Source organism: Ruegeria sp. AN11 (assembly GCF_056536005.1).
Genome location: NZ_JBQFJD010000001.1, coordinates 1,392,703 through 1,405,501, shown reverse-complemented (window position 1 = coordinate 1,405,501; position 12,799 = coordinate 1,392,703). Strand labels below are relative to the sequence as shown.

Genomic DNA, 12,799 nt, shown 5'->3' with positions numbered 1-12,799 from the left:
TGCCATTGTTGGAGCATAACAATTACCCGCGCCGGTCTTGCTTTGAGACTATTCGTGTATAATCTGACGATGAACGTTCACACCGGCCAACAGAGGAAAGTGGGGCGGTTATGGATCTCAGGGAATATACCCGCCGATATGCGGTTCAGGACAATCGGCTTGCCAGCCTGAGCTATTTTGGGACTTTTGCGGTGTATTTCACATCGCTGGCTTTGGCGATCATCTTCGTGGACCGGTGGTATGTCATGGTCCCGGCCGGCATTGTTTTCGCATTTTCGGCAGTGCGCCTTTACGTGTTGCAGCACGATTGCGGCCATCATTCCCTGTTTGAGACGCGTCAACAGAACGAATGGGCGGGGCATGGCTTGTCACCCTTCACCTTTGCACCTTTCGAGGTGATGAAGCAGAACCACAATCTGCACCACGCCGGTATCGGCAATCTGGAACATCGTGAGACCGGTGAAATTCACACCATGACGCTGCGCGAATGGCAGCGCGCAGACTGGAAATCCCGTCTGTTCTACAGGCTTTATCGCAATCCGTTCATCCTCGTGCCGGTTGGTGCGCTGTTCACCTACTTCATTCGCTATCGCTGGCCCAAGAACACCGTGCGATTTGGGGCAGGTGGGGTGCTGTTGCACAATCTGTCGATCATCGTGTTTCTGGGTTTGCTTTATTATGTGGCCGGGACAACGGGGATTCTGGTCTGGTTGGTTTTTTCGTTGTTGGGCGGAATGCTGGGGGTGTTTCTTGTGTATCTTCAGCATAACTTTGAAGACACATACTGGGATCGCCGCCCGGATCTGGACCCACAGGTTGCCGCTTTGCAGGGTTCTTCAGCGCTGGACTTCGGCTGGTGGTTCGACAATGCGGTCGCCTGCATCACGCTGCATGATATCCACCATTTCAACGCGCGCATCCCGTCCTATCGACTGCGCGCCTGCCACTATAACCTGCCGCCTGAATTCACCCCGCGGCGGATCAAGTTTCGCGAGGCGGTGGCAGCACTGAACCTGAAGCTCTGGGATGAGGATGCTAAACGCCTTGTTCCGTTCCCCAGGAAGTCCACGACAGGCGATCTGGCTCATAGCGGCTAACATCATGCGGTGAGCCAAGCTATCAGGGGGTTGGGGGGATGTACATCCGACGTATATATGTATTCGAGCGACGAATTGGAAAGGACCAGTAATGACCGCAGTGACCAACATAAAAGGTGCGGGCCAAGCGCTTGCAAAATCGTTGAGCGACAATGGATTCAAAACTGCGGAAGCCATCGCCAAGGCAAACGCCGCTGATCTGGTCAAAATCCCGCGCATTGGTGCATCACGTGCGCAAACACTGATCGCAGCCGCCAAGGAAGCTGTTGCCAAGCCAACTGGGACCAAGCCGACGTCCCGGCGCGCACCGGCCCGAAAACCTGCGGCCCGCAAAACCGTAGCTGCGGCTGCCGCTGAAAAGCGGGCAAAAGAAGAGGCGCGCAAGGCGGCCGAAGAAAAAGCTGCGAAGGAACAGGCAGCAGCCAAAGCCCAGAAAAAGGCCAAAGCCAAGGCCAAAGCCGAAAAAGCCGCCAAGAAGCGGCGCGAGATGGAGGCGGCCTTTTCCGAGGCGAAAGATAAAGTGAAGGCCAAGTCCAAAAAGGCCAAACAGAAGGCCAAGTCCAAAAAGGACAAGGCGAAGAAAGACGTTGCCAAGAAGTCAGGCAAAGACGCCGCCAAGAAGTCCGGCAAAAAAGAGGGAAAAAAGAAGAAGGACAAAAAAAAGGCGAAGAAGTAGTCCCTCTCCGCCTCGACTTGTTTCGAAAACCGGCACCGTTTCAGACGGTTGCCGGTTCTTTGTTTCAGGCCAGCGTGCCGTCCGTCTGCAAAGTCAGCTTGCCGCCCAGATAGGGGGCCAGGACATCCGGAATGGTGACGGTTCCGTCTTCATTCTGACCGTTTTCCAGGACGGCAATCAGGCAGCGCCCAACCGCAAGACCCGAGCCGTTCAGGGTGTGAACATATTCCGGCTTGCCGCCGCCTTCGGGGCGGAAACGCGCGTTCATGCGGCGGGCCTGAAAGGCCCCTGTTGTCGAAACCGAACTGATCTCGCGGTATGCATCCTGCCCGGGCAGCCATGCCTCGATGTCGTAGGTCCGGCGCGCGCCGAAGCCCATGTCACCCGTGCACAGAACCACAGTGCGATAGGGGATGCCCAATTGCTCCAGCAAATCCTCGGCGCAGCGCAGCATGCGCTTTTGCTCGTCATCCGAGTTGTCGGGATGGGTGATCGAGACCATCTCGACTTTTTCGAACTGGTGCTGCCGCAGCATGCCTGCCGTGTCCTTTCCCGCGCTTCCGGCTTCGGACCGGAAACAGGCGGTGTGCGCGGTCATGCGGATGGGCAGGGCGCTTTCTTCCAGAATGTCACCGGCGACGGAATAGGTCAGCGTAACCTCGGATGTCGGAATAAGCCACCAGCCATTGGTGGTCTGATAGCTGTCCTCGCCGAACTTGGGCAGCTTGTCGGTGCCATACATCGCCTCGTCCCGCACCAGAACCGGCGTCTGCATTTCCGTCAGGCCATTCTTGTCGATATGCGTGTCCAGCATGAACTGCGCCAGTGCGCGATGAATGCGGGCGACGCCTTTCGACAGGTTCACGAACCGGCTGCCGCTGGTTTTGGCGGCGGTTTCAAAGTCCATCGCCGCGGCAACGGAAGGGATTTCGTAGTGCTCTTTGGGTTCGAATGCGAAATTACGCGGAGCACCCCAGCGATTGACCTCGACATTTTCGTTTTCATCCGCGCCTTGCGGCACGTCGTCGGCAGGGACGTTGGCAATGCGCGCCAACTGGTCGGTCAGCAGGGCGTCCAGATCCTTGGCTTCGGTCTGCATCCGGGCGATCTCGGCTTTTTTCTCGGCCACCAGTGCGCGCAGACGCTCGAACTCGGTTTCGTCGCCGCGCGCCTTGGCGGCGCCGACTTCTTTGCTGGCCTTGTTCTGCTCGGCCTGAGCGGTCTCGGCGGCAAGTATCTTGGCGCGGCGGCTTTCATCCAGCCTGAGCAGGTCCGACGACATCGGCGCGTCCCCACGGCGCGCAAGGGCGGCGTCGAAGGCGGCTGGGTTTTCGCGAATGGCGCGGATGTCGTGCATTGTTCAGATCCTTGAATACGTGAATCACTGGAACCGCTTATGCACTATCTCGCGGGGAGGGTGTAGCCGGGACAAGACGCCCGGACTATTTCTCTTCCTCTTCGGTGACTTCATGCGCCAGATGGCCGTCCCAAGCCTCGGCAGGGATCTTGGGTTCGGGTGGATCGGCCATATAAGAGGGCGTCATGATCTGAACACTGTTTTCGTTGAAAACGGCCACGATATTGCGATGCAGATCCGAGCGGATTTTCGGGATTATGCTGCCGCGTGTGGTGTACCCGTTGATCTGGTAGTTGATCGCGTAATCGGCCAGCGCGGTCCACAGTACAAAGGGGACGGGCTTGGACTTGATCCCTTTGGTACGGTTGGCCGCCTCGATCAGCATCGCCTCGACCTTTTCGGGCGGCTCTTCATAGCCGATGCCGACAGTGGTGTGCAACAACAGGCCGGTGCCATCTGTTTGCTTGGAAAAGTTCACCACATCCGAGTTCATCAACTGCGCGTTCGGGATCGAGATCAGCTCATTCTTGATGGATTTCAGATGCGTCTCCATCAACTTGATCTGCACCACGTCACCGATATGGTCACCAATCTGAATGCGATCCCCGATCGAAGTTGAACGGCGATAAATCACAAACAGGCCAGCAAGCATGTTCGACACGACCGAGTTCGCACCCAGCGACAGCATGGCGCCGACCAGAATGGTCAGCCCCTGAAACGCGGCCGAATCCGAGCCCGGAATGTAGGGCACTGCAAAGACCAGCGCGATCAGGATCACGATGACACGGGCAATGTTGAATGTCGGATTCACCCAGTGCTTTTCGAAATCGCCCATTTCGAAGGACCCGGCCTCGACCGCATCAAAGAACACCCTCATGCCGCGGATGATGTAGACGGTGATCCAGGCGATCAGGCCCAGCATGATCAGATTCGGGATATAGCTGAGGATGCCCTTGAAGATCAGCAGGACGGGTTCCGTCAGATAGGTCAGAAGCAGTTGCGCGAAATACCGGGTTTCGGCAAAGGCCAGAAGGACAAAGGACAGGTAGTAGTAAAAGCCCAGAAAGAAGATGACCAGCAGGATGAAATTCAGGCCGTATCGGATCAGGGCGGCAATCGCTTCGGCCTGAACGCTTTTGGCGGTCGCTGTTTCGACGTCCTTGAGATAGCGCTTGACCAGCTTCAGGGTGCGTCGCCGGATGCGCCGGTGAAGCCACATGATAATGATGACAAACAATGCAAAGCCGACAGTCCAGGCTAATGCCTCGATCGCGCCTGACACGCGCGCCTGGTCCGTCCGGTTCGCACGGTAGTCGACAATCGCCTCTTCTATCGCGTCGCCATGCAGAAGGCTGAGAACGTCCAGTTCCATCTGGTCCAGTTCCGCATCGGCGACGGTAACGATCGAAACTCTGACGCCATCAGCGAAAATGCGTGTACCGAGATCGGTTTTTTCGAAAGTAATGTCGACTTCGGGGTCTTCCGAAGATTCGGCGACTTCGACAATAATCTTCTGAACCTGCTCGGCCCGTTCCGATGCCGGCAATGCGCTTGAGCCGCGCAGAAAGAACAGTGTTTCGCCGTCGACAACCACCGGGGCCTTGAAAACATCCGTGTCATCGGTCTCGGGGGCCAGAATTTCAGGGGGTGCTTCCTGTGTCTGTCCGGCAGTGCACATGGCAAAAGCCAGCAGGGCTGCGATCAGCAAAACTTTTAATGCTTGCAGGTATTTATATAGCTGTTTCATTGTGACCCTCACGGCCTGACTATACCCCGCCTGACCGTCGTTCCTAGGGTATATCTGCAACGCTTGGAAACATCTTTCGACACGGTGACACAATCAGGACGGGTTACACCGCCGCCTTTGCTTGCAAACGGACACCTCAAAGCATAGGTTCCCGCCAAATTTGCGGAGCTTGTCCGCGATCCAAAGTAAAAGGAATGTCCCATGGAAGGTGGCGCAATCGCCCAGTTTCTCCCGCTGATCCTGATTTTCGCGATCATGTATTTCCTGCTGATCCGTCCGCAGCAGAAGAAGATGAAGGAACATCAGGCGATGGTCGACGCCGTGCGCCGGGGCGATCAGGTCGTCACCCAGGGCGGGATGATCGGCAAAGTGTCCAAGGTCAAGGAAGGCGAAAACGAGATCGAGGTTGAAATCGCTGAAGGCGTCAAGGTGCGTGTGGTCAAATCGACCATTGCACAGGTTCTGAACAAGACCGAGCCTGCGAAATAACTTCGCGCGACAATCCCTTGAAAAGGCAGGGTAATGCTGCACATTGATACCTGGAAGCGGGTTCTGATCTGGTCGGTCTGTGTGATCGGTCTGCTCATGGCCCTGCCGAATGCGTTCTATACGCGTGTCGAGCAATCGAACGACGCCAAAACCGCCATTGAACTTGGCATTGATACTCCGGAAATGCAGGCCGAGGCCGCCCAGTGGCCAAACTGGCTGCCGTCTTCTCTGGTCAACCTGGGCCTCGATTTGCGCGGTGGCGCGCATCTCTTGGCCGAAGTCCAGACCAGCGATGTCTACGAAGCCCGAATGGAGGCGATGTGGCCGGAAATTCGCGACGCCCTGCGCGATGAACGCGGGACGGTAGGCACCATCCGCAAGCAGCCATCTGCACCGGATGAGATTCGCGTAAGGATCAGCCAGCCCGAGGGCATGTCGCGCGGGCTGGAAGTTGTGCGTGGTCTTGCGCGTCAGGTGCAGACGCTGACCGGTGTTGGGGCGACCGACATCGAAGCGCGCGCCGACGGTGACATGATCGTCGTGCAATTGTCCGAAGCCGAGAAACTGGCATCGGATGACCGGACCGTGCGTCAGGCGCTGGAAATCATCCGTCGCCGTATCGATGAGGTCGGAACACGCGAACCCACCATTCAGCGTCAGGGTGCGGACCGTATTCTGATTCAGGTCCCGGGCGTCGGCAGCGCAGGTGAGTTGAAAGAGATCATCGGAACGACCGCGCAACTGACCTTTAATCCGGTTGTGGGCCGTGGGACCGACCCGGATGCCGTACCGGGTATCGGTGAAAAAGTCGTGCCCTCGCTGGACGAAAGCGAAGTATTCTACACCATCGAATCCGCTCCGGTCGTGACCGGCGAAGAACTGGTGGATGCGCAACCGTCCTTCGACCAGAACGGTCGCCCCGCAGTCAGCTTCCGGTTCAACACCTCGGGTGCGCGCAAGTTCGGCGACTATACCCTCGATAACATCGGCGCACCGTTCGCGATTGTGCTGGATGATGAGGTGATTTCGGCCCCAGTGATCCAATCCCACATTCCGGGCGGGTCCGGTATCATCACCGGCAATTTCACAGTGGAAGAAAGCACCAACCTGGCTGTGCTGCTGCGCGCCGGTGCCCTGCCTGCCGGGCTGGAGTTCCTCGAAGAACGTACCATCGGCCCCGAACTGGGGCAGGACAGCATCGATGCGGGGAAGGTGGCCACCACCGTGGCCTTTGCCGCGGTGCTGGTCTTCATGGCGCTCAGCTATGGCCTTTTCGGAGTGTTCGCTAATATCGCGCTGATCATCAACGTTGGTCTGCTGTTCGGCCTTCTTTCGGTGATCGGTGCAACGCTGACCCTGCCGGGTATTGCGGGCATCGTTCTGACGGTTGGTATGGCAGTCGACGCCAACGTGCTGATTTTTGAGCGCATACGCGAGGAACTGAAATCCGCCAGAGGGCCCTCACGTGCCATTGAACTGGGCTACGAAAAGGCGCTGTCGGCCATTCTGGACGCCAACGTCACTACATTTATCACTGCGACGATCCTGTTCGCCATGGGCAGCGGTCCGGTGCGCGGCTTTGCCATCACTCTGGGTCTGGGCATTCTGACCTCGGTCTTCACCGCGATCTTCGTGACGCGCCTGATGATCGTCATGTGGTTCGAACGCCGCCGCCCCAAAACGATCGAGGTTTGATATGCGACTGAGACTTGTTCCCAAGGAAACCTCGTTCGATTTCTTCAACCGCTGGAAAGTCTGGCTGGGCATTTCGGCTTTGCTGATGATCGTGGGCTTCGCCTCGTTCCTGATCCAGGGCCTGAACTTTGGCATCGACTTTCGCGGCGGCACCACGATCCGGACGCAAAGCGCGCAGGAAATTGATGTGGGCACCTATCGCGATGCCATCGCGCCGCTCGAACTGGGTGACGTGACCATCACCGAGATTTTCGATCCGACTTTCGGCGAAGACGAAAACGTCGCAATGATCCGCATTCAGGCGCAAGCCGATGCCGAAGCCGTTTCCGCTGCAACCGTGACAGCAGTGGAAGGGGCGTTGCAAGCTGCGGTGCCGGATATTCAGTTCGTCTCGGTCGAATCCGTTGGTCCAAAAGTGTCCGGCGAGCTGATCCAGACTGCGGTTATCGCTGTGGCTTTGGCCATCGCTGCGGTGCTTGTCTACATCTGGCTGCGGTTCGAATGGCAGTTTGCCCTAGGCGCAGTGGCCGCGCTGGTACATGACGTGATCCTGACCATCGGTATCTTTTCAGAGCTGCAGATCCGCTTCGACCTGGCCATCATCGCGGCGCTGCTGACCATTGTCGGCTACTCTCTGAACGACACAGTGGTTGTGTTCGACCGGGTGCGCGAGAACCTGCGCAAGTACAAGAAAAAGGACCTCAAAGAGGTTCTGAACCTTTCGATCAACGAAACACTCAGCCGGACGGTGATGACCTCGGTCACCACTCTGCTGGCGCTGATCTCGTTGTATGTACTGGGCGGGGACGTGATCCGCGGCTTTGTCTTTGCGATGATCTGGGGCGTGATCGTGGGCACCTATTCCTCGGTCTTCGTGGCATCGACCATCTTGCTGTGGCTGGGGGTCAAGCGCGACTGGTCCAAGCCGTCAAACACGGCGGGAAACCAGTTCGCGAACATCGATGCCTGAGCTTTCGGGCCAGTCCCCGGCGGGGCTGGCCATTGTTTTGTTCGCGGCTTTTCTGGGCGGTGTCGTACGCGGCTTTTCCGGGTTTGGCACCGCTTTGATCTTTTTGCCCCTGTCTGCGCCATTTCTGGGCCCGTTCGGTGCGCTGATTGCCTTGACAGTCATGGATATTTTCGGTCCGGTCCCGAATCTGCGCCGGGCCTGGGCCTCCGTCGATCGGTCGGATCTTCTGCGGCTGGTCCTTGGTTGTGCGGTGACCTTGCCGATCGGGTTGTGGCTGCTGACGCAGGTGGAACCCGTGGTGTTCCGGTACGCGGTCAGTCTGATCTCACTGTTCATGCTCGCCGTACTTGCCTCTGGCCTGCGCTATCGGGGGCGCGTGCGCCGCGCCATGGTTGCGGGGATCGGAGCCGCCGCTGGTTTCCTTGGTGGTGTCGCAGGGTTGCCGGGTCCTGCTGTCATTCTGTTCTACATGTCGCGCCCGCTGCCGATTGAAGTTGTTCGGGCCACCATTCTGTTGTTCCTCTTTGCCTTTGATTTCCTGTTGCTTGGGATATTGACAGGAATGGGCCGGGTCACCCTGGCGTCGATCGGGCTGGGTCTGGCGCTGGCCGTTCCGAATCTGGCTGGAAACTGGCTGGGAGGTTGGCTTTTCCGGCCCGAGCGCGAGAGGATCTACCGGGCAAGCGCCTATCTGGCGATTGCCGTTGCGGCCTTGTCGGGCTTGCCGCTTTGGGGATAAACACGGGCGATGCGCTTGAACGAGATAACATATAACAGCTCTGCGCCGGTTGACGGCTACGGTCCTGGCTTCTTCCGCATCGGAGGGCAGGTCTACGAAGGGGCTGTTCTAACCGGTCCGACCGGCACCGCCGGTTGGGGCGGCTACGATGATCAGGAGGCTTTGCTGGAGTTGTCCGACGATGTCGATGTGGTCTTCATCGGCACCGGCGCTGAACTGTCTCACATCCCGGCTGGCTTGCGTGTCGCATTGGAGGACGCAGGCCTTGGGGTCGAGATCATGAACTCCCCGGCTGCCTGCCGTACCTATAACGTGCTGCTGTCCGAAGGCCGGCGCGTGGCGCTGGCCCTGATCCCCGTTTGACCGGATCCGCTCTTCATTTGGCCAAAAGTATTCCGGGGAGCGCGAGGGGCTGGCCCCTCGCTCCGCTTCCTTCCTTAAACGCAAAGGCTGTTCTCCTGCGGCAAATCCCGCCTTTTGCGTCTGGCAGCAATAAGATAAGCGGAACTCATGACACTGACCGTTAGCGATCTTGCCGTCACCCGGGGCGGTATCCCTGTTCTCGAAGGACTGAGCTTTGTGCTGGAACCCGGCCGCGCACTGATCCTGCGCGGCCCCAACGGGATTGGAAAAACAACCCTGCTGCGAACGCTGGCCGGGTTGCAACCGCCCTTGGCTGGCCGGATCGAAGGGGCTGAAGACCGGATCGCCTATGCCGCGCATTCGGATGGGTTGAAACCCACCCTGTCAGTGACAGAAAACCTGACTTTCTGGGCTTCGATTTTTGGCACACCGGACATTCAGCCCGCGCTGGACGCCTTTGACCTGAATGATCTGGCAGACCGCCACGCAGGCAACCTGTCCGCAGGTCAGAAACGTCGTCTGGGTCTGGCCCGAATGCTGGTCACCGGACGCCCGATCTGGATGTTGGACGAACCCACCGTGTCTCTGGATCGCAATGCCGTGCAGATGTTCGCCGATGCGGTGCGGGCACATCTGGGGCAGGGTGGTTCGGCCCTGATCGCCACCCATATCGACCTAGGGCTTGACGGAGAGGTTCTGGATGTCGGTCCCAACAAGGCCAAACCAAAACCCATCGACGATTTTGACGGAGGTTTCCTGTGATCGCCCTTCTTTTGCGCGACTTGAAGCTGGCCTTCCGTGCGGGCGGGGGCTTTGGTCTGGGTTTGGCCTTTTTTCTGATCGTGACCGTTCTGGTACCGTTTTCCGTGGGCCCGCAATCCTCGCTGCTTTCGACGATCGCGCCAGGCGTCCTGTGGCTGGGGGCGCTGTTGGCGTGCCTCTTGTCGCTGGATCGTCTTCTGGCACTGGATTGGGAGGACGGATCACTGGACCTTCTGGCCACCGCGCCACTGCCGCTCGAGGCTGTCGTGACGATCAAGGCGCTGGCCCATTGGCTGACCACCGGCTTGCCGTTGGTCCTGGCCGCGCCGTTTCTGGGCGTGTTGCTGAACCTGCCTGCGCCGGGGTTTTTCTGGTTGGTCATCTCGCTTCTGATCGGCACCCCGGCGATGAGCGTCATCGGCACGTTTGGCGCGGCGCTGACCGTGGGGCTCAAACGTGGCGGACTGCTGCTGTCACTGCTGGTTCTTCCGCTTTATGTGCCGACGCTGATTTTCGGTGCCGAAGTCGCCCGACGCGGCGCGACGGGGATGGAAACACAAACGCCCCTGTTGATGCTGGCCGGGATCACGGCGGCAACCATAGCCCTGCTGCCCTTTGCCAGTGCTGCCGTGCTGCGGATCAATCTGCGGTGAACCGCCACAACTTTGACTGATGTCAATTGAGAACAGACCCGAGTCGGACTAGATAGAGCCCATGTCGATTGCAGCCAAAGCCAACGCCCTCTGGGAATATGCCAACCCGCGCAAGTTTCTTGCCACCAGTGAACGTGTGCTGCCGTTCTTCTGGTTCACCTCGACGGTTTGCATTGTCGTCGGCCTGATCTGGGGGTTTTTCTTTACCCCTGACGACTACAAACAGGGCTCGACCGTCAAGATCATCTATCTGCATGTGCCCGCCGCTTTGATGGCGATCAATTGCTGGCTGATGATGCTGGCGACATCGCTGGTCTGGCTGGTGCGGCGCCATCATGTCAGCGCGCTGGCTGCGCGGGCTGCGGCACCGGTCGGAATAGTCATGACACTGATCGCACTGGCAACCGGCGCGATCTGGGGGCAGCCGATGTGGGGAACATGGTGGGCCTGGGATCCGCGCCTGACCTCGTTCCTGATCCTGTTCCTGTTCTATCTGGGCTATGTCGCGCTGTGGGAGGCGATTGAGGACCCTGATACAGCGGCCGACCTGACATCGGTGTTGTGTCTGGTGGGGTCGGTCTTTGCGATCCTCAGCCGCTATGCGGTGAATTTCTGGAATCAGGGTCTGCATCAGGGTGCATCGGTGATGCGCGCTGCAGCTGTGACCGGGGCGGATACCGAAGAGAAGGTCAGCAACATCTATTTCTACCCGCTGCTTTTGTGCATCGTTGGCTTTGTCCTTCTGTTCATCGCGCTGGTGCTGTATCGCGCCGGCACGGAAATCCGGGCGCGCCGGATCAAGGCGCTGCTGGCACGGGAAAGGGTGGGCGGATGATCCCCGATCTTGGTAAATATGCGGATACGGTTTTGTCGGCCTATGCGGCCTCGATTGTCCTTTTGGTTGCGCTGGTCGTGTTCAGCGTGCTGCGCGGACGCAAGGTGCGCGCCGAAATGGAAAAAATCGAACAGAGGATGACGCGCAATGGCTAAGATCTCGCCACTTATGATCGCGCCGCCGCTGATCTTTGGCGCGTTTGCCGTTTTGGCGGGAATCGGGATGTTCCGCGACGACCCCAATGCATTGCCCTCGGCCCGGGAAGGCCAGACCGCGCCGCCCGTCGTCATGACCGAGTTCCCCGGCAAATCCGGCTTCGACGATGCAACCCTGCGCGACGGAGAGGTCAAGCTGGTCAACTACTGGGCCAGCTGGTGCGCCCCGTGCCGGGCCGAACACCCGAATCTGGAGGCTCTGGCGCAGGAAGGCATTCCGATCTACGGCATCAATTACAAAGACCCGTTGGGTAATGCCGAAGCTTTTCTGACCGAACTGGGCGATCCCTACGCTGGGATCGGACGGGATGAGCAGGGGCGTATGGGGTTGGACTGGGGCGTCTACGGCGTACCTGAGACCTATGTGATTGACGGCGAGGGCACCATCATTCTGCGCCATGCCGGGCCAATCACCCAGCGTGTCATCGCAAGCACGATCCGCCCTGCACTGGAGAAGGCGGCAGTGCAATAGGCTGGTAAGCTTGGGCCGACTGCATTCAAAGGCGATACCCGCCTGAGACCGTCAGAACCTCTCCGGTTATGAAGGATGCCGCGTCGGAACACAGAAATCGCACGGCCCCGGCAATATCGCTTGGGGTTCCGGCGCGTCCCAGCGCGGTGTCCTTGACGAATAACTCGGTCAGGTCATCCGGACGTGGTGCCTCGGGGATGTTGATCGCACCCGGCGCGATCGCATTGACGCGAACTCCGGCCGGCCCAAGCTCTTTCGCCATGGCGCGGGTCCAGAGGTTCAGCGCCGCTTTGCTGGCCCCATAGGTGACCGCGTCACGTGGTGGTAGTACCGAATTGACCGAAGATATGCTGACGAGGGCCGCCCCCGGATGAAGGTGCGGCAGGGCCGCTGCCAGCAATGCGGCCGGAACCAGAAGGTTCAGATCCAGGATCGCCCGATGGTCTTCCGCTTCAAAATGCTCTTTCGGAGTTGAGGCAACCAGACCGGCGTTGTTCACGACCACATCCAACTGGCCAAAATGATCCAGAACTTGTGCTATGACAGCTTCTGGCTGCTCCTTTTGCGTCAGGTCAGACCGTATTGACAGCAGGTTGTGGTTCGCTTTCAACTGCGTCGGCTCAGTGGAGCGCCATGTGAATGCGACCCGGTGATCTTTTTCCAGTTCCTCGACAATCGCCCGCCCAATTCCCCGTGCGCCGCCCGTAACCAATGCCACTTTTTTCATCT

General features: G+C 58.7%; 15 protein-coding genes. 12 read left to right on the top strand and 3 right to left on the bottom strand.

The window, feature by feature from the left end; all coding sequences use genetic code 11:
- Window positions 1-110: 110 nt before the first annotated feature.
- Window positions 111-1,097 (top strand): fatty acid desaturase, encoded by a 987-nt coding sequence (locus ACR3EQ_RS06935; protein WP_170816605.1) that lies wholly within the window; start codon window positions 111-113, stop codon window positions 1,095-1,097.
- 91 nt (window positions 1,098-1,188) lie between these two features.
- Window positions 1,189-1,773 carry a helix-hairpin-helix domain-containing protein gene (locus ACR3EQ_RS06930; RefSeq protein ID WP_170610178.1) on the top strand — a complete coding sequence of 195 codons (585 nt, stop codon included), beginning with the start codon at window positions 1,189-1,191 and terminating at the stop codon, window positions 1,771-1,773.
- A gap of 64 nt (window positions 1,774-1,837) precedes the next feature.
- Here ACR3EQ_RS06930 and serS read toward each other — a convergent pair whose 3' ends face one another.
- Window positions 1,838-3,130 carry a serine--tRNA ligase gene (serS, locus tag ACR3EQ_RS06925; RefSeq protein ID WP_480490175.1) on the bottom strand — a complete coding sequence of 431 codons (1,293 nt, stop codon included), beginning with the start codon at window positions 3,128-3,130 and terminating at the stop codon, window positions 1,838-1,840.
- An 85-nt stretch (window positions 3,131-3,215) separates the two neighbouring features.
- Entirely contained in the window at window positions 3,216-4,877 is a 1,662-nt protein-coding gene (locus tag ACR3EQ_RS06920; RefSeq protein ID WP_480490173.1) for a mechanosensitive ion channel family protein, read from the bottom strand.
- 201 nt (window positions 4,878-5,078) lie between these two features.
- Here ACR3EQ_RS06920 and yajC point away from each other — a divergent pair, with 201 nt between their 5' ends.
- The 10 genes from yajC (at window position 5,079) to ACR3EQ_RS06870 (ending at window position 12,070) form a co-directional block, all read left to right on the top strand.
- On the top strand, window positions 5,079-5,366 hold the full coding sequence (gene yajC / locus ACR3EQ_RS06915; RefSeq protein WP_170610183.1) for a preprotein translocase subunit YajC: 288 nt from the start codon (window positions 5,079-5,081) through the stop codon (window positions 5,364-5,366).
- Between the two features lie 33 nt (window positions 5,367-5,399).
- Complete coding sequence (secD, locus tag ACR3EQ_RS06910; RefSeq protein WP_170619143.1) at window positions 5,400-7,061, top strand: protein translocase subunit SecD; 1,662 nt, start codon at window positions 5,400-5,402, stop codon at window positions 7,059-7,061.
- Between the two features lies 1 nt (window position 7,062).
- Window positions 7,063-8,031: a protein translocase subunit SecF gene (gene secF, locus ACR3EQ_RS06905; protein ID WP_170610187.1), complete on the top strand. Its 969-nt coding sequence runs from the start codon at window positions 7,063-7,065 to the stop codon at window positions 8,029-8,031.
- The gene (locus ACR3EQ_RS06900; RefSeq protein WP_170610189.1) at window positions 8,024-8,770 is read left to right on the top strand and encodes a sulfite exporter TauE/SafE family protein; all 747 of its coding nucleotides are present in this window, start codon (window positions 8,024-8,026) and stop codon (window positions 8,768-8,770) included. Before secF ends, ACR3EQ_RS06900 begins: the two co-directional genes overlap by 8 nt.
- Window positions 8,771-8,779: 9 nt before the next feature.
- A complete protein-coding gene (locus ACR3EQ_RS06895; RefSeq protein ID WP_170610191.1) occupies window positions 8,780-9,133 on the top strand; it encodes an Mth938-like domain-containing protein in 354 nt (117 codons plus the stop codon).
- Between the two features lie 147 nt (window positions 9,134-9,280).
- Window positions 9,281-9,895 (top strand): heme ABC exporter ATP-binding protein CcmA, encoded by a 615-nt coding sequence (ccmA, locus tag ACR3EQ_RS06890; RefSeq protein WP_480490171.1) that lies wholly within the window; start codon window positions 9,281-9,283, stop codon window positions 9,893-9,895.
- Complete coding sequence (gene ccmB, locus ACR3EQ_RS06885) at window positions 9,892-10,548, top strand: heme exporter protein CcmB (protein WP_170610195.1); 657 nt, start codon at window positions 9,892-9,894, stop codon at window positions 10,546-10,548. The genes ccmA and ccmB overlap by 4 nt, the downstream gene beginning before the upstream one ends.
- 61 nt (window positions 10,549-10,609) lie before the next feature.
- On the top strand, window positions 10,610-11,383 hold the full coding sequence (locus ACR3EQ_RS06880) for a heme ABC transporter permease (RefSeq protein WP_170610197.1): 774 nt from the start codon (window positions 10,610-10,612) through the stop codon (window positions 11,381-11,383).
- A complete protein-coding gene (gene ccmD / locus ACR3EQ_RS06875; RefSeq protein WP_170610199.1) occupies window positions 11,380-11,538 on the top strand; it encodes a heme exporter protein CcmD in 159 nt (52 codons plus the stop codon). Before ACR3EQ_RS06880 ends, ccmD begins: the two co-directional genes overlap by 4 nt.
- On the top strand, window positions 11,531-12,070 hold the full coding sequence (locus ACR3EQ_RS06870) for a DsbE family thiol:disulfide interchange protein (protein WP_170610201.1): 540 nt from the start codon (window positions 11,531-11,533) through the stop codon (window positions 12,068-12,070). Before ccmD ends, ACR3EQ_RS06870 begins: the two co-directional genes overlap by 8 nt.
- A 25-nt stretch (window positions 12,071-12,095) precedes the next feature.
- Here ACR3EQ_RS06870 and ACR3EQ_RS06865 read toward each other — a convergent pair whose 3' ends face one another.
- Window positions 12,096-12,797 carry an SDR family NAD(P)-dependent oxidoreductase gene (locus ACR3EQ_RS06865; protein WP_480490168.1) on the bottom strand — a complete coding sequence of 234 codons (702 nt, stop codon included), beginning with the start codon at window positions 12,795-12,797 and terminating at the stop codon, window positions 12,096-12,098.
- Window positions 12,798-12,799 lie beyond the last annotated feature (2 nt).